The sequence below is a fragment of the Pseudoflavonifractor phocaeensis genome, assembly GCF_038439875.1.
Taxonomy (GTDB): domain Bacteria; phylum Bacillota; class Clostridia; order Oscillospirales; family Oscillospiraceae; genus Vermiculatibacterium.
Genome location: NZ_JBCDMT010000001.1, coordinates 313,349 through 328,609, shown reverse-complemented (window position 1 = coordinate 328,609; position 15,261 = coordinate 313,349). Strand labels below are relative to the sequence as shown.

At 61.7% G+C, this 15,261-nt stretch carries 16 protein-coding genes; 12 read left to right on the top strand and 4 right to left on the bottom strand.

Annotated elements, in window-relative coordinates; genetic code table 11:
* Positions 1-105 precede the first annotated feature (105 nt).
* The 7 genes from AAEU42_RS01655 to AAEU42_RS01625 all read left to right on the top strand — a co-directional run bounded on the left by AAEU42_RS01655 (position 106) and on the right by AAEU42_RS01625 (position 6,574).
* Positions 106-618, top strand: coding sequence for an L-2-amino-thiazoline-4-carboxylic acid hydrolase (locus AAEU42_RS01655; RefSeq protein ID WP_342231780.1), 513 nt, complete (start codon positions 106-108; stop codon positions 616-618).
* 135 nt (positions 619-753) lie between these two features.
* Positions 754-1,491, top strand: coding sequence for a GntR family transcriptional regulator (locus AAEU42_RS01650; protein ID WP_342231779.1), 738 nt, complete (start codon positions 754-756; stop codon positions 1,489-1,491).
* A gap of 442 nt (positions 1,492-1,933) precedes the next feature.
* Entirely contained in the window at positions 1,934-3,106 is a 1,173-nt protein-coding gene (locus AAEU42_RS01645; protein WP_342231778.1) for an ABC transporter substrate-binding protein, read from the top strand.
* Between the two features lie 101 nt (positions 3,107-3,207).
* Positions 3,208-4,086, top strand: coding sequence for a branched-chain amino acid ABC transporter permease (locus AAEU42_RS01640; protein WP_342231777.1), 879 nt, complete (start codon positions 3,208-3,210; stop codon positions 4,084-4,086).
* 15 nt (positions 4,087-4,101) lie between these two features.
* Complete coding sequence (locus AAEU42_RS01635; protein ID WP_342231776.1) at positions 4,102-5,118, top strand: branched-chain amino acid ABC transporter permease; 1,017 nt, start codon at positions 4,102-4,104, stop codon at positions 5,116-5,118.
* Entirely contained in the window at positions 5,099-5,860 is a 762-nt protein-coding gene (locus AAEU42_RS01630) for an ABC transporter ATP-binding protein (protein ID WP_342231775.1), read from the top strand. Before AAEU42_RS01635 ends, AAEU42_RS01630 begins: the two co-directional genes overlap by 20 nt.
* 3 nt (positions 5,861-5,863) lie before the next feature.
* The gene (locus AAEU42_RS01625) at positions 5,864-6,574 is read left to right on the top strand and encodes an ABC transporter ATP-binding protein (RefSeq protein WP_342231774.1); all 711 of its coding nucleotides are present in this window, start codon (positions 5,864-5,866) and stop codon (positions 6,572-6,574) included.
* Between the two features lie 141 nt (positions 6,575-6,715).
* On the opposite strand, the gene AAEU42_RS01620 is transcribed toward AAEU42_RS01625, so the two are convergent.
* Both AAEU42_RS01620 and AAEU42_RS01615 read right to left on the bottom strand, forming a co-directional pair.
* The gene (locus AAEU42_RS01620; RefSeq protein WP_342231773.1) at positions 6,716-7,417 is read right to left on the bottom strand and encodes a peptidoglycan DD-metalloendopeptidase family protein; all 702 of its coding nucleotides are present in this window, start codon (positions 7,415-7,417) and stop codon (positions 6,716-6,718) included.
* A 115-nt stretch (positions 7,418-7,532) separates the two neighbouring features.
* Entirely contained in the window at positions 7,533-7,877 is a 345-nt protein-coding gene (locus AAEU42_RS01615; RefSeq protein ID WP_342231772.1) for a helix-turn-helix domain-containing protein, read from the bottom strand.
* Positions 7,878-8,138: 261 nt separating this feature from the next.
* On the opposite strand from AAEU42_RS01615, the gene AAEU42_RS01610 reads away from it, so the two are divergent.
* From AAEU42_RS01610 to AAEU42_RS01590, 5 genes are all read left to right on the top strand, one after another.
* Positions 8,139-8,396: an AbrB/MazE/SpoVT family DNA-binding domain-containing protein gene (locus tag AAEU42_RS01610; protein WP_342231771.1), complete on the top strand. Its 258-nt coding sequence runs from the start codon at positions 8,139-8,141 to the stop codon at positions 8,394-8,396.
* A 98-nt stretch (positions 8,397-8,494) separates the two neighbouring features.
* The gene (locus AAEU42_RS01605; RefSeq protein ID WP_342231770.1) at positions 8,495-10,207 is read left to right on the top strand and encodes an efflux RND transporter periplasmic adaptor subunit; all 1,713 of its coding nucleotides are present in this window, start codon (positions 8,495-8,497) and stop codon (positions 10,205-10,207) included.
* A 3-nt stretch (positions 10,208-10,210) separates the two neighbouring features.
* Positions 10,211-10,960: an ABC transporter ATP-binding protein gene (locus AAEU42_RS01600; protein WP_342231769.1), complete on the top strand. Its 750-nt coding sequence runs from the start codon at positions 10,211-10,213 to the stop codon at positions 10,958-10,960.
* Positions 10,957-12,186, top strand: coding sequence for an ABC transporter permease (locus AAEU42_RS01595; protein WP_342231768.1), 1,230 nt, complete (start codon positions 10,957-10,959; stop codon positions 12,184-12,186). Before AAEU42_RS01600 ends, AAEU42_RS01595 begins: the two co-directional genes overlap by 4 nt.
* A gap of 16 nt (positions 12,187-12,202) precedes the next feature.
* A complete protein-coding gene (locus AAEU42_RS01590; protein WP_342231767.1) occupies positions 12,203-14,077 on the top strand; it encodes an S-layer homology domain-containing protein in 1,875 nt (624 codons plus the stop codon).
* 56 nt (positions 14,078-14,133) lie between these two features.
* On the opposite strand, the gene AAEU42_RS01585 is transcribed toward AAEU42_RS01590, so the two are convergent.
* Both AAEU42_RS01585 and AAEU42_RS01580 read right to left on the bottom strand, forming a co-directional pair.
* Positions 14,134-14,400 (bottom strand): translation initiation factor 2, encoded by a 267-nt coding sequence (locus tag AAEU42_RS01585; RefSeq protein WP_342231766.1) that lies wholly within the window; start codon positions 14,398-14,400, stop codon positions 14,134-14,136.
* A 244-nt stretch (positions 14,401-14,644) separates the two neighbouring features.
* Positions 14,645-15,187 carry a stage V sporulation T C-terminal domain-containing protein gene (locus AAEU42_RS01580; RefSeq protein WP_342231765.1) on the bottom strand — a complete coding sequence of 181 codons (543 nt, stop codon included), beginning with the start codon at positions 15,185-15,187 and terminating at the stop codon, positions 14,645-14,647.
* Positions 15,188-15,261 lie beyond the last annotated feature (74 nt).

Sequence of the window (15,261 nt, the reverse complement as noted above, 5' to 3'; positions counted from 1 at the left end):
CCTATTGTGCAGGGAATGCCGTTTCCCGCCCAAGTGCCAAATCATTTCGACAACCTTTTATGACTACATATTAAATATAGAGGAACGATTGGGAAGGAGATCATTATGGCTGAGATCAAAAATACGCCTACCATTCAGGACGAGGAAGTCGTCGCCCTGCGCAACGCCTTCGCCCACCGGGCCCGCTGGCTCAAGCTGCTGCTGGACGAGGCCAAGGCCCGGGGGGCCGACTGGGAGAGCATCGGCCGGGACGCCGTGCGCAAGTGCGGCCGTGAGAACGGCACCCGCTTCAAGGCCGAGATGAAGGGCCCCGGCCTCACCGACCTGCCCTGCTTCGTGGGGGCCAAGTGGGCCCGCAAGGTCTTTGAGATCGAGGTCCTGGAGGAGAACGAGGACCACTACTACATGAACTTCCACCACTGCCCCCTGGTCTCCGGCTGGCAGATGGAGGGCGTGGACGGCGAGGAGCTCAAGTGCCTGTGCGACATCGCCATGGACGGCGACCGGGGCGTGGCCGAGGCCATCGGCGCCGATTTCGTCCTGGGCAAGACCATCGCGGACGGCGACGACGTGTGCGAGCTGCGCTTCTCCCGCCGGAAGAGCGAAGAGAACAACTGATTCCACCCGCTCCGCCGGTCCACACCGGCGGAGCCTTTTTCTCACTGTGCGCCCTGTTGTATTTTTCCCGACACTTTGCTATAATGACAAAAGATTAAAATACGATTTTGTTCCGCCCTGCGGGTTTCTGTCCCCATGGTGCAGAAAGGAGCTCCTATGCTCTCCGATGATAAATCCGGGCTTCACATCCAAGTTTATAATTACGTTCTGGACCAGATCTTCCAGCAAAAGCTCTCCTATGGCCAGAAGATCTCCGAAGAGGAAATCGCCCAAAACCTGAATGTCAGCCGCACCCCCATCCGGGAGGCCCTTCGGAAACTGGAGTCGGACGGGCTGGTGGAGATCCTGCCCAAACGCTTCGCTCAGATCGTCACCCTCACGGAGGACGACATGCGCCAGCTGGGCACCGTCAAGCTGCAGCTGGACTTCCTGGCCGCCCAGCTGGCCGTCCACCACGGCTCCAATTCCGACTTCGCCGCCCTGGAGCGGACCAACGAATCCATGGCGGACGCCCTGGCCAGGGACGACCACTACCAGCTGCTCCGCCAGGACGCGGAGTTCCATCAGGCGTATATCCGCATCTCGGGAAACGCCCTGCTGGTGCGTTTCCACCACCAGCTCCAGACCCGCATCTCCCTCTTCCAGTCCATCAGCCTGCGGGAAAAGCCCGACATGATGTCCCACAGCCTGGAGGACCACCAGGCCATCATCGACGCCCTCTACTCCCGGGACGTCAACAATCTGCTCCATGTCATCGTCCCTCACATCGTCCGCTTCTATAACATCGACGCCAGCGTTTACTCCCTCATGCTGGCGGATTTCTCCAACGGCCGCAATCCCATTCCCTCCTCCACCACCCAGTTGACCCACTGATCGATCCTTGTAGAGATTTTTCACATCTGAAACGCCGCGGCGCGGCCATTCCATTGTCTGTTTTGACGGTGGAATGGCCGCGCTTTTTCTTTTTGCCGCAAACCGTCCCGTGATTTCACACAAAAGCGGTCCCTCTGTTTACACGAAAACCACCAATTCGTTCAAAATACCATGTGCACTTTTCACATATTTGAATACGAAATATTATTCATAGCTCCAAAATTGCATTTTATATTAAAAATAGTATTTCTAATTCAATAATTGGATGCTATAATCTGGTTGTCGATACGAATCGCATTTTGGGTATTTAGCAGAAACGGCTGCCAGCCCGGCCCCACGGCAGGGGTCCGGGACGGAATCCACGGCAACGCGTCAACCACGTCACAGCGGCTTTCCTTGAGATGGAAAAGGTTCAATGAAAGACAACAGGAGGAAATTCATCATGGAAATGAAAAAGATCGCGTCCCTGGCACTGTCTCTCTCCCTTTGCGCCGGCCTGCTGGCCGGCTGCGGCGACAGCGGCAACGGCGGCGGCAACGGCGGCGCCGCAGGCGGCGACGGAGACAAGCCCGAGTCCTACAAGGTGGCCTTTATCGGCTCCTTCACCGGCAACCAGGCCCAGTACGGCGAGTCCCAGCGGGCCTCCATCGAGATGTACCTGGAGAAGTTCAACGCCGACGGCGGCGTGGACGGCGTGCCCGTGGTGGTGGACTGGTACGACGACAAGTCCGACCCCAAAGAGACCGTGACCGTGGGCAACAAGATCCTGGGTGACGACAGCGTCATCGCCGCCATCGGTCCCTTCTCCTCCACCAGCGCCATGGCCATCGCCCCCATGTTCGAGGAGGCCGGCATCACCCTCTACTCCCCCTCCTCCTCCCACCCCGACTTCACCAACATGGGCGAGTACATGTTCCGCGGCACCCCCACCCAGGAGTATTACGTGCAGGAGTACGCCAAGTACATCTCCGATGTGATGGGCTGCAAGAAGATCGGCATGATCTACGTCAACAGCGACTACGGCGTGGTCATCCACGACCTGTTCATCCCCGAGATCCAGAAGTACGGCGGCGAGCTGGTGGTGGCCGAGAACTACATCGTGGGCCAGACCAAGGACTTCAGCCCCCTGATCTCCAAGATCAAGACCCAGGACATCGACTGCCTGTACATCGTGGGCCACTACGCCGAGGGCGCCCAGATCATCAGCCAGGCCAAGAAGCTCCAGCTGGACGTGCCCTACATCGGCACCGCCTCCCTCATGAAGCAGGAGCTCATCGACATCTGCGGCGACGCCGCCGACGGCTTCCTCCTCCTCAATAACTTCACCCCCGACAACGACGCCCCCGGCTTCCAGGAGTGGCTGGCCGAGTTTGAGGAGCGCAACCCCAACATCAGCGTGGACGCCCACGTGGTCAACACCTACGACACCATCGACATGATCTGCCAGGCCATTCAGAACGTGGGCGCCGACCGGGCCGCCGTCCGGGATTGGATCAACGCCCAGGCCGAGTTCCCGGGCATCGGCGGCACCTTCTCCATGGCGGAGAACGGCGACGCCATCAAGCCCCTCTTCCCCATGATCGTGAAGGACGGTCACTTCGTCTCCAACGCCTAACATGCCGGAATAAGTGCCCTCCCGAACCTGGGACCGCCTGACGGCATCCCGGCGTCCGGGAGGGCGCTTTATCCCATTCCAAGAGGAGGTTTCGACCTGCCATGCTCATCCAACAGATCATCAACGGCCTGACCATCGGCAGCACCTATGCCCTTGTGGCCATCGGCTTCACCATGGTGTTCGGCGTTCTGCAGCTGACCAACTTCGCCAACGGCTCCTTTTACATGTTCGGCGCCTACATCACCCTGACGTTCCTCACCATCTTTGAGAACAACTTCATCCTGGCCACCCTGTGCTCGGTGGTCATCATGGGCCTTTTGGGCGCCTGTATGGACAAGTTCGCCCTCAAGCCCATCCGCACCCGCAAGGCGGCCCCCATCGCCGCCCTTATCTCCACCGTGGGCATCGCCACCTGCATGGACAACCTGGTGCAGGTCATCTTCGGCTCGGCCACCAAGCCCTTCCCCGACGCCCTGGGCCTGCCCAGCTTCAACGTGGGCGGCGTCATCATCAGCGGCCTGCAGATCCTCATTTTCTGCGTCACCATCATCATCATGGTCATCCTGTTCTTCCTGGTGAACAAGACCAAGGTGGGCCAGGCCATGCGGGCCACTTCCCAGAACGCCTCGGCTGCCCGGCTCATGGGCATCAACGTGGACTCCATCATCACCCTCACCTTCTTCATCGGCTCCGCCTTGGCGGCGGTGGCCGGCTCCCTCATCGGCATGTACTACCAGGCCATCGACACCACCCTGGCCATGTCCGTGAGCATGAAGACCTTTGCCGCCGCCGTGCTGGGCGGCATCGGCGTCCTCCCCGGCGCCGTGGTGGGCGGCCTGCTCATCGGCCTTGTGGAGACCATCGTGGCCAGCTACATCAGCTCCGGCTACCGGGACGCCATCGCCTTCGCCATTCTGATCATCGTGCTCGTCTTTAAGCCCTCCGGGCTGATGGGCAAAGATCAGATCACCAAGGTCTAAGGAGGGATCGCTCAAATGAAAAAATTTCTGGATTTTTGGGCCATGAACTCCAAGAAGATCTACCTGGTGCTGCTGGCGCTGGCGCTGATCTTCCCCTGGGTCTTCAACAAGCCCTACATCATGAACGTGGCTGTGCTGTGCTTCCTCTACACCACCCTCAGCCTCAGCCTGAACCTGGTCACCGGCTATATGGGCCAGCTCTCCCTGGGCCACGCCGCCTTCTACGGCGTGGGCGCCTACGCCGGCGCCATCTGCGCCACCCGGCTGGGCTGCGACTTCCTCCTCACCATCGTCATCAGCGCCGGAGTGGCCGCCCTGGTGGGCCTGATCCTCAGCCTGCCCATCCTGCGGCTCAAGGGCCGGTACCTGGCCATCGTCACCCTGGCCTTCTGTGAGATCACCCGCCTGGTGGAGCTCAACTGGGTGGAGGTCACCGGCGGGCCCATGGGCATCTCCAGCATCCCCGCCCCCCATATCCTGGGCTTCACGCTGAAGTCCACCCGCAGCAAGTATTACCTCATCGTGGCCATCACCCTGGTGACCATCTTCATCGTCCACAGCCTGATGAACTCCCGCACCGGCCGCAGCATCTCCGCCATCAAGGGCGACGAGATCGCCGCCTCCGCCATGGGCATCAACGTCTTTAAGTACAAGGTCATCTGCTTCACCATCGCCTCCGCCCTGGCGGGCGTGGCCGGCGCCTTCTACGCCACCTACATGCGCTACGTGGACCCCACCAGCTTCGCCTTCGACCAGTCGGTGCAGATCTTGGGCATGACCATCCTGGGCGGCCTGGGCAGCATCCCCGGCAGCGTCATCGGCGCCTTCGTCCTCACCGCCATCCCCGAGATGCTCCGGGGCCTCATGGAGTTCCGCCAGGTCATTTACGGCCTCATCCTGGCCATCATGGTGGTCTTCAAGCCCTCCGGACTGCTGGGCAACATCAACTTCAAGCATATCCGCCAGCGTATCCTGTTTGCCCGGGAAAACGCGAAGAAAGGAGGTGGGGACCGTGGCCCTGCTGAGAGCTGAACACATCACCCAGCGCTTCGGCGGCGTGGTGGCCATCGACGACGTGACCCTGGAGATGAACCCCGGCGAGATCGTGGGCATCATCGGCCCCAACGGCGCCGGTAAAACCACCTATTTCAACGTCATCACCGGCATGTATAACCCCACCGAGGGCAAGGTTCTATTCCACGACAAGGAGATCACCGGCCGCAAGCCCTACGAGATCACCAGCCTGGGCCTGGCCCGCACCTTCCAGAACATCCGCCTCTTCGCCAACATGACCGTCATCGAGAACGTCATGGTGGGCATGCAGTGCAAGACCAGCGCCGGGGTGCTGGACGGCATCTTCCACACCCCCAAGCACCGCAAGGAGGAGAAGCTGGTGGAGGAAAAGGCCGCCCACTACCTGGAGCTCACCGGCCTTCTGGACCACAAGTACGACTACGCCACCTCCCTGCCCTACGGCAAGCAGCGCAAGCTGGAGATCGCCCGGGCCATGGCCGCCGAGCCGGAGATCCTCCTGCTGGACGAGCCCGCCGCCGGCATGAACGGCCAGGAGACCGAGGAGCTGGCCGAGTTTATCCACAGCCTGAAGGACATGGGCTACACCATCCTGCTCATCGAGCACGACATGAAGTTCGTCATGAGCCTGTGCGACAACATCTACGTGCTGGACCACGGCTCCCTTATCGCCCAGGGGCCCCCGGCGGAAATCAAGCAGAACCCCCGGGTCATCGAGGCCTATCTGGGGAAGGAGGAATAAGCCATGGCGTTTTTAAGTGTGAAAGACCTCTACGTCAACTACGGCGCCATCAAGGCCATTCAGGGCATCAGCCTGGAGGTGGAGCAGGGGGAGATTGTCACCCTCATCGGCTCCAACGGCGCCGGCAAGACCTCCACCATGAACACCATCGCGGGCCTTGTGAAGGCCGCCTCCGGCTCCATCCTCTTCAAGGGGGAGGAGATCGCCAACAAAAAACCCAAGGAGATCGTCTCCCTGGGCCTCTCCCTCTCTCCCGAGGGCCGGCAGGTCTTCCCCCAGATGTCCGTCAAGGAAAATCTGGAGCTGGGGGCCTATACCCGCTCCAAGGAGGACAAGGAGGAGGGCCTGGCCAACGCCTACCGCCTCTTCCCCAAACTGGAGGAGCGGAAGAGCCAGGCCGCGGGCACCCTCTCCGGCGGCGAGCAGCAAATGCTGGCCGTGGCCCGTGCCCTCATGTCCAAGCCCGACCTTCTCATGCTGGACGAGCCCAGCCTGGGCCTGGCTCCCCTCATCATCCGGGACATCTTCAACCTGATCCGCCAGGTCAACCAGGAAACCGGCACCACCGTCCTGCTGGTGGAGCAGAACGCCAAGATGGCCCTGGAGATCTCCCACCGGGGCTACGTCCTGGAGACGGGCACCATCGCCCTCACCGACACGGCCGCCAACCTCCTCAAGAGCGACAAGGTCCGCGAGGCCTACCTGGGCGGCTGAGTCTCCCACTGACCGCCTTTCTCCCCCTTTGCTTTGACACAACAGGAAAGCCCCGGCCGCAGACGCGGCCGGGGCTTTCTTTTTTCTTGACATTTCCGCCGTTTGGGCGTAGGATAACATTTAGATTTTCGTCTAAGTGTTTTACCGCTGGGGCAGATAGCTCACAGGGTCCACCGACACGCCGTCCTTGGTCATGGACAGGTGCAGGTGGGAGGCCTCGGCGCTCTCGCCCAGGGCGGTGCCGCCCACCGAGCCGATGATGTCCCCGGTGCGCACCGTGTCCCCGATCTCCACGTTGGGCACCGCGGCCAGGTTGGCGCAGGTGCTCATCACCCCGTCGGCGTGGAGGATGGTCACGGTGGTGCCCATCATGTCGTCCTGGCCCACGTCGGCCACCGTGCCCCCCGCGGGGGCCATGACCTGGGCGCCGGGGTCGGCGGCGATGTCGATGCCGTCATGGGCCCGCCAGTCCCCCATGGTCTGGTCATAGGCCAGGGCCTCCACCGTGTAGCCCCGCAGCACCTCGCCCTTCACGGGCCAGGTGAACACCGAGGCGGTGGCTGTAGCCGGGGCCGAGGGGACCGGGGCGGCCGTGGGCGCCGGTGTAGGGGCCGGCGCGGCCGACGGCTTCGCCGTCGGCGCGGGGGTGGCGGTGGACGGCGCCGCGGGGCGCACCGTGGGGGTGGGCGTCACCACCACAGTGGCCGGTCCGGCCACCGGCTGGTCACTTCCGTCCAGCCCGGAGAAGAGATAATAGCCCGAGACTCCCAGCGCCGCGACGCACAGGAGCAGGACTATGTAGAAGCCCTTCCCCGCCATAAAGTCGCTGACGCGGTCTTTCATTGGTCTTTTCATGTGTGTTTTGCACCTCCAGAGCCTATTTTGGGCATATCTGGAGTGCGTTATACATGCAATTCAAAAAAACTGTGGTTTCCCCCGGCCGGTTGCTCCGTGCCGCTTATTTCCCCTTTTCTCTGGCCTCCATCAGCGTCCGCAGAAGCAGCACGCACTCCTCCCGCTCCCGCTGGTCCAGCCTGCGGAACAGCTCCAGCAGCTCCCACTCCCGCTGATCCAGCTTCCAAAGCGCCTCCTGCCCTTCCGTCTCCTCCAGGCCCAAGAAGCGGTTGGCCGAGACGCCGTACAGCTTCAGCAGGGCCCCCAGGGCGCGCAGGTCCGGCTCCGACAGGCCGTTTTCATACCGGGACAGGGCCTTATTGCTGATCCCCGTCAGCTCCATGACCCGCATCTGCGTCAGCCCGCACCTCTCTCTGGCCAGCCGCAGCGCAAAACCGAAATTCTCCATTCTCAAAAACGCCTCCACTCAGGCCGAATATCTCTCGTTACTGGATATTGTAATAGTCAAATCCGCTATTTGGCCATTTTTCCCAATAACAAAGAATAAATATGTTGACTTCTCAATATTTAAGATTTAGAATCAACCTTGTATTTCCCTTCCTCTTTCTGGCGTTCACAAATTCTTCATTTGACTTTACCCCCCGGCGGAGGTATGATAGCCAGGTATCTAAAGTAGGAAAAGTAAAACTTATAAAACGAGGTGATCCGCGTGTGTACGCAAGACCGGGGTGCCGGGGGACAGGCGGCCCCCCTGGAAGGGGCCTACATCACCACCGTCAAGCTGGGACCCAAGGGCCAAATCGTCATTCCGAAGGAGATCCGGGAGCGCAGCGGCATTCGGCCCGGCGACAGTCTGCTCCTCTTCTCCCCAAAAGGCCCGGGCTTTATGGTCCAGCCTTTGCTGAGCAGCCGGGAGTTCCTTTCCAAGCTGCTGGACCAGCTCCCGACCACAGAGGAGCCATCTTAAGCGAAAATTAACCTTTCGTTTACAGTTCTTTCGCTTTCCCGTGCTATACTTCGTATCTGAAGTGAACCAAAAAAGGGACATATGTAAGGAGAATCCAAATGGCTGAACAAAGTACCGTTCCCGGGACCGGCACCGCCGTCCCCGCCAAAGAGACCCCGAAATTCAAAGCGCCCAAGAAAAAGAACAAGTGGGTCAAACGGATCATCATCCTGGCCGTGGTCGCGGCCGTCATCGTCTTTGCCCTCTCCCGGTGCATGGCCACCGGCAAGCAGGTGTTGGCCAGCGGCTACATCCCCGCCACGGCCGAGCAGCGGAACATGACCGTCACCGTCACCGGCCCCGGCACCATCAAGCCCAACGACTCCTACAAGGCCACCACCCTGGTCAAGGGAGAGGTCCTCACCGCCCCCTTCGAGGAGGGCCAGACGGTACATAAGGACGACGTACTCTTCACCATCGACGCCAGCGACGTGGAGAACGCCATCAAGCAGGCCCGCACCAGCGTGGAGCAGGCCCAGCTCACCGTCCAGTCCGCCCAGCTCAACTACGACAGCCTTCTGCGCACCCGCAGCGACAATGACCGGGACCGCCAGGTGAAGGCCAACGCCACCGGCGTCATCAACAAGGTCTACGTGGATCCCGGCGACAACGTGGCCGCCGGCACCGTGGTGGCCGACATCCTGGACCGGGACAACATGAAGCTCCAGGTGCCCTTCCATTCCGTGGAGGCCGCCTCCTTCTACGTGGGCCAGTCCGCCACCGTCACCGTGGGCGGCACCGCCGAGACCCTGTACGGCACCATCACCGAGATCGCCGCCACCGACTCCGTGGGACTGGGCGGCACCCTGGTGCGCAACGTCACCATCGTGGTCCAGAACCCCGGTGCCCTGTCCAACACCTCCACCGGCACCGCCACGGTGGGGACTGCCGCCTCCGCCTCCTCCGCCACCTTTGAGTACAACGCCAGCAAGCAGCTGGTGGCCAAATACACCGGTGAGCTCCAGACCTTGAACATCAAAGAGGGCGACCGGGTCACCGACGGCCAGGTGGTGGGCGAGTTCAAGGACAAGGATATGCAGGACCAGATCGACGCCGCCGCCATCTCCCTGCAAAACGCCAAGCTCACCCTGAAGAACGCCCAGGACAGCCTCCAGCGCACGGAGGACAGCCTGGACGACTACACCATCACCTCCCCCATTGACGGCAAGGTCATCGAAAAGAATTACAAGGCCGGGGACAACGTGGACCCCTCCACCGCCTCCACCTCCGGCGCCTCTACTTACATGGCCGTCATCTACGATATGTCCCGCCTCACCTTCGACATCAACGTGGATGAGCTGGACGTGGTAAAGCTCAAGGTGGGGCAGAAGGTCCGCTTCACCGCCGACGCCCTGGAAAACCAGCAGTTTACCGGCGTGCTGGAGAAGATCAACATCAACGGCACCACCGTCAACGGCTCCACCACCTACCCCGTCACCGTGGCGGTGGATGGGGACGGCGAGACCCTGGCCGACTCCGGCCTCTATCCCGGCATGAACGTCTCCGCCAGCATCATTGTGGAAGAGGCGGGTTCCGTTCTGTCCGTGCCCGTGGACGCGGTGGCCCGGGACAACACTGTATTGGTGGCCGGTCCCGGCGCTCTGGACGAATCGGGCAGCATTGTCGACCCCACCAAGCTGGAGAAGCGGGAGGTCACCATCGGCCGCAACGACTCCGACTACGTGGAGATCCTCTCCGGGCTGGAGGCGGGGGAGACCGTCTACATCCAGAACACCGCCTCCAACGCCATGGCCATGATGATGGGAGGCTAAGCCTTGGAACACCTCATTGAACTCAGAGACGTCTACAAGATCTACCAGATGGGCGAGGAGACGGTCCACGCCCTGGACGGGGTGAGCCTCACCATCGACGAGGGGGAATTCGTGGCCATCGTGGGCTCTTCCGGCTCGGGCAAGTCCACCGCCATGAACATCATCGGCTGCCTGGACGTGCCCACCTCGGGCACCTACCATCTGGGGGGCATCGACGTCTCTACCATGGAGGACGACCAGCAGGCGGAGATCCGCAACAAGATGCTGGGCTTCATCTTCCAGCAGTACAATCTGATCCCCAAGCTCTCGGTCCAGGAAAACGTGGAGCTGCCCCTCCTTTACGCCGGCATCTCCGCCGAGGAGCGCCACCAGCGGGCCCTCAACTCCCTGGAGCGTGTGGGTCTGGCGGACAAGAAAAAGAACCTGCCCTCCCAGCTCTCCGGCGGCCAGCAGCAGCGGGTGTCCATCGCCCGGGCCCTGGCGGGCAACCCCTCGGTCATCCTGGCCGACGAGCCCACCGGCGCCCTGGACTCCCGCACCGGCCGGGACGTGCTGGCCTTCCTCCAAAGGCTCAACGCCGAGGGTGACACGGTGGTCCTCATCACCCACGACAACTCCATCGCCGTCAAGGCCAAGCGCATCGTGCGCCTCCAGGACGGCAAGATCATCTACGACGGTGACTCCCATGACCCCAAGGCCGTGGTCAGCGCCGAGGAGTTCCAGGATCTTCAGGGAGAGGAGGCGGCCACATGAATTTCGGCCAATCCTTCCGCCTGGCCATCAAATCCCTGCTCACCAGCAAGATGCGGGCGCTGCTGACCATGCTGGGCATCATTATCGGCGTGGCCGCCGTCATCGTCATCACCTCCCTGGGCAACGGCATGCAGAAGCTCATGAACGACCAGTTCGAGTCCTTGGGCGCCAACCTGATCCAGGTCCAGATCTGGGGCCGGGGTGGAGGCATGTCCTCCCGCACCGTGGAACCCGACGACATGTACGCCCTGGCGGACAAATACCCCCAGTACATCTCCGGGGTCTCCCCCTACGTTATGGTCCAGGGAACCGTGCGCCACGGCAGTGACGAGTTCAAGCGCACCAGCGTATACGGCTCCAGCGAGATCCTCTACGACACCGGGCGCAATATGCTGATGACCGGCCAAAAGCTCTCCCAGGGCCGCTTCCTCACCTACGTGGACGTGACCCGGAACCAGAACGTGTGCGTCATCGGCAGTTATCTGGCCGAGACCGCCTTCCACGGGGACGCCATGGGCAAGACCCTTACCATCAAGGGCAGCCCCTTCACCGTGGTGGGGGTGCTGGAGGAGTATTCCGACTCCAGCGAAGGCAGCAACGACGACCTTATTTTCATTCCCTACGAAAACGCTATGCGCATCAACGGCAGCGGCTACGTGAGCCTCTACCTCTTCACCTCCACCACCAAGGACACCGCCTCCACCGCCAAGGGCATCATCGAAAATGCCCTGTTCAAGGTCTACCAGGACTCCGACGCCTATATGGCCATGTCCTCGGCGGAGATGATGGAGGCCATGAACACCATGCTCAACACCATGATCACCGTCCTGGTCATCATTGCGGCCATCGCCCTGCTGGTGGGCGGCATCGGCATCATGAACATCATGCTGGTCTCGGTCACCGAGCGCACCCGGGAGATCGGCATCCGTAAATCTCTGGGCGCCAAATGCCGGGACATCCGCAGCCAGTTCATCATCGAGGCGGGCACCACCTCGGCCATCGGCGGCGTGCTGGGCATCATCCTGGGCGTCATTATGGCCAACGTCTTCACCGTCATCATGGCGGCGGTCATGGGCGGCGACAGCGCCAACTTCAGCGCCACCCCCACCCTGTCCGGCGTGATGGTCTCCTTCGGCGTCTCGGTGGCCATCGGCATCCTCTTCGGCTACCTCCCCGCCAACAAGGCCGCCAAGCTCAATCCCATCGACGCCCTGCGCTACGATTAAAGGAGATAAGGAAACGATGAAGAAACGACTTTTTTCCGGCCTTCTGGCCGCGGCCCTGACTCTGTGCCTCCTCCCCGCCGCCCACGGCGCCCTGGTGGGCACCGACGAGATGTCCCAGGTCCTTTCCGCCCTGGACATCATGACCGGCAACGAAAACGGCGATTTGATGCTCTCCCGCAGCGTCACCCGCTCGGAGTTCACCAAGCTGGTGGTGGCCGCCTCCCCCATGGGAGAAAACGTGGGGGCTTCCACCACCGTCTCCCCCTACCCGGACGTGCCCTATACCCACTGGGCCGCCCCCTACGTGGAGGCCGCCGTCAACGCCGGATACGTGGAGGGCTACCTGGACGGCACCTTCCACCCTGACGAGAACATCACCCTGGCCATGGGCGTCACTATGGCCACCCGGCTTCTGGGCTACACCGACGCCGACTTCTCCGGCGCCTGGCCCTCCGGCCAGATGACCCTGTACCGCAACCTGAACTTGGACGAGGGCATCTCCATCGGGCAGAATTCCACCATGACCCGGCAGGACGCCATGTATCTCTTTTATAACCTCCTCACCGCCAAGACCAAGGAGGGCAAGGTGTACCTCACCACCCTGGGCCATTCCCTCACCGCCACCGGCGAGATCGACCGGGTAGCCCTCATCAACTCCGCCATGGACGGCCCCGTGGTCATGACCGGCAGCTGGCAGAGCAAGGTGAACTTCGACGTGTCCACCGCCACCGTCTACCGCGCCGGTAATCTCTCCACCCTCTCCGCCCTCCAGCCCAACGACGTCATCTACTACTCCAAGTCCATGCACACCCTGTGGGCCTATACCAACAAGGTCACCGGCCTTTACCAGGAGGTCTCCCCCAACGCCTCCAGCCCCACCTCCGTGACGGTGGCGGGCAAAACCTACCCCATCGAGACCTCCGCCGCCGCCTATGACCTGTCCAACCTGGGCAGCTACAAGACCGGCGATACCGTCACCCTTCTGCTGGGCCGGGACGGCGGCGTGGCCGCCGTGGCCAGCTCCAACACCGTCACCGGCACGGTCTACGGCGTGGTCTCCCTGGTGGCCGACAACTCCTATACCGACGTCAACGGCAACGCCTATACCGCCAAGAGCGTCACAATCTCCGCCACCGACGGCAACACCTACACCTATCCCGTGGAGGCCAAGTCCTCCTTCAAGGCGGGCAACCTGGTCCAGGTCACCGCCTCCGGCTCCACCGCCCAGGTCACCCGGCTGAACCAGGCCTCCCTCTCCGGCAAGGTCAATTCCTCCGCCACCAAGCTGGGCAATACCGCCTTGGCCGATGGCATCCAGATCCTTGACGTGAACAAGAACGGCCTCTCCGTCAAGCTCTATCCCAGCCGCCTGGCGGGGATGAGCCTGGACAACGACGACGTGAAGTTCTACCGCAAGAACACCGCCGGGGAAATCGACATTCTCATTCTGAACGACGCCACCGGCGATCTCTACTCTTATGGCGTACTTACCTCCTCTTCGGAGAAAGATGAGGAAATTGCCGGGCAGTCTTTCATGAGCGGCACCTACCAGTACGACGTGGGCGGCCAAACCTATGAATATACCATCCAAAACGGCGTTCTGAACCTCTCCGTGGGCCCCGTGAAAATCGAGGGGAGTTTGAAATTCCCCGACAAAATTTCCAAACTGGACTCGGTGAAGCTCCTCTCCGTGGACGTCTCCACCGCCATCACCAACAACAACGACTCCTTCCCCGTGTGGACCAACGTGGCGGTCTACGAGCTGGAAAACAACTCCTACCGCCTCTCCAGCCTGGAGCGGGTCCGCACCGGCTACACCCTCACCGGCTACTATGACAAGTCCATCGCCGACGGGGGCTGCATCCGAATCATCGTGGCCCGTCCTTCCTGATCTTCCTGAAAGAAAAGCGTCCCGGTCCTTCTGGACCGGGGCGCTTCTTTTTCATTTCACAGCAGCAGGGCCACGCTCCACAGCACCGTGGACAGAAGGGCCCCCATGGCCACATAGCCCGGGGCGGGGATTTTTTTGTACCAGGGGGCGTGGTTCTTTTTCACAAAGCCGTCGGCCACCCGCCGGGCCTCCTCCACCACCTGCTCGGCGGTGACCCCCGGTGAGCCGATGGCCCCCTCCCGAACGATAAAAATGGCCTCCTCAAAAAAACGGCGGTCCGGGGATTTGACCACGATGACCCGCCGGCTGATCCCTTTGATCACTGCGCGCTCCCTCCTTTTCTCTTTTCCAGAGTATGGGCCGTATGCCTCCAAAATATACAGGGCATACCTGTCCCCGCCCCGGCGTACACTGAAAAAGCGGAGGGAGTGGAAATGGACGAGAAAAGGCCCTGGGCACCCCTGGCTGTCCTGTTCGCGGTCAACATCCTGCTGATCCTCCTGTTTCAGGCCGCGGCGTGAAAAAGCGCCCGCCCCCTCGGAAGGGGACGGGCGCTTTTTCCTGCCCTCAGCTCTCCATGTGCCGGCCCAGAAAGCCGGACATGGTCTGCAGGAGCTTGTACTCGGTCTCGCCGGAGTTCAGCTCACCCTCCGCCCCCGCAAAGAGGACGCAGCCCAGCACGTCGCCCTCCGCCAGGATGGGCGCGGCGCAGGAGACGAAAAACTTTCCGTTCTCCTCGCTCACCGGGATGGGGGTGTCGCCGGCCTGGAACTGATAGATCTTCCGCCCCTCCAGCACGCTCTCCAGCCGCTCGCTGAGGCGCTTGTCCATCAGGTCCCGCCGGGGGGCGCCCGCCACTGCGATGCAGGCGTCCCGATCGGTGATGACGGCCACCTGGCCGGTGGTCTTGTTCAGGGTCTCGCATACCTGGCTGGCGAAGTCGGCCAGCCCGCCCATCAGGGAATATTTCTTGAAGATGACCTCGCCGTCTTTGTCCGTGTATATCTCCAGCGGGTCGCCCTCGCGGATACGCATGGTACGCCGGATCTCCTTAGGGATGACCACTCTCCCCAGGTCGTCGATCCGCCGCACGATTCCGGTCGCTTTCATATCTCTCTGCCTCCTGCGGTTCATTCGATTGACGTTTCTTAGTATCCGCAGGTTTCTTTTCCCTATTCAGCCAT

What these genes read in the sequence shown, in the direction of transcription:
- AAEU42_RS01655 (WP_342231780.1), top strand. Translation starts at nt 106, where the DNA reads ATGGCTGAGATCAAAAATACGCCTACCATTCAGGACGAGGAAGTCGTC.
- AAEU42_RS01650 (WP_342231779.1), top strand. Translation starts at nt 754, where the DNA reads ATGGTGCAGAAAGGAGCTCCTATGCTCTCCGATGATAAATCCGGGCTT.
- AAEU42_RS01645 (WP_342231778.1), top strand. Translation starts at nt 1,934, where the DNA reads ATGGAAATGAAAAAGATCGCGTCCCTGGCACTGTCTCTCTCCCTTTGC.
- AAEU42_RS01640 (WP_342231777.1), top strand. Translation starts at nt 3,208, where the DNA reads ATGCTCATCCAACAGATCATCAACGGCCTGACCATCGGCAGCACCTAT.
- AAEU42_RS01635 (WP_342231776.1), top strand. Translation starts at nt 4,102, where the DNA reads ATGAAAAAATTTCTGGATTTTTGGGCCATGAACTCCAAGAAGATCTAC.
- AAEU42_RS01625 (WP_342231774.1), top strand. Translation starts at nt 5,864, where the DNA reads ATGGCGTTTTTAAGTGTGAAAGACCTCTACGTCAACTACGGCGCCATC.
- AAEU42_RS01620 (WP_342231773.1), bottom strand. Translation starts at nt 7,417, where the DNA reads ATGAAAGACCGCGTCAGCGACTTTATGGCGGGGAAGGGCTTCTACATA.
- AAEU42_RS01615 (WP_342231772.1), bottom strand. Translation starts at nt 7,877, where the DNA reads ATGGAGAATTTCGGTTTTGCGCTGCGGCTGGCCAGAGAGAGGTGCGGG.
- AAEU42_RS01605 (WP_342231770.1), top strand. Translation starts at nt 8,495, where the DNA reads ATGGCTGAACAAAGTACCGTTCCCGGGACCGGCACCGCCGTCCCCGCC.
- AAEU42_RS01595 (WP_342231768.1), top strand. Translation starts at nt 10,957, where the DNA reads ATGAATTTCGGCCAATCCTTCCGCCTGGCCATCAAATCCCTGCTCACC.
- AAEU42_RS01590 (WP_342231767.1), top strand. Translation starts at nt 12,203, where the DNA reads ATGAAGAAACGACTTTTTTCCGGCCTTCTGGCCGCGGCCCTGACTCTG.
- AAEU42_RS01580 (WP_342231765.1), bottom strand. Translation starts at nt 15,187, where the DNA reads ATGAAAGCGACCGGAATCGTGCGGCGGATCGACGACCTGGGGAGAGTG.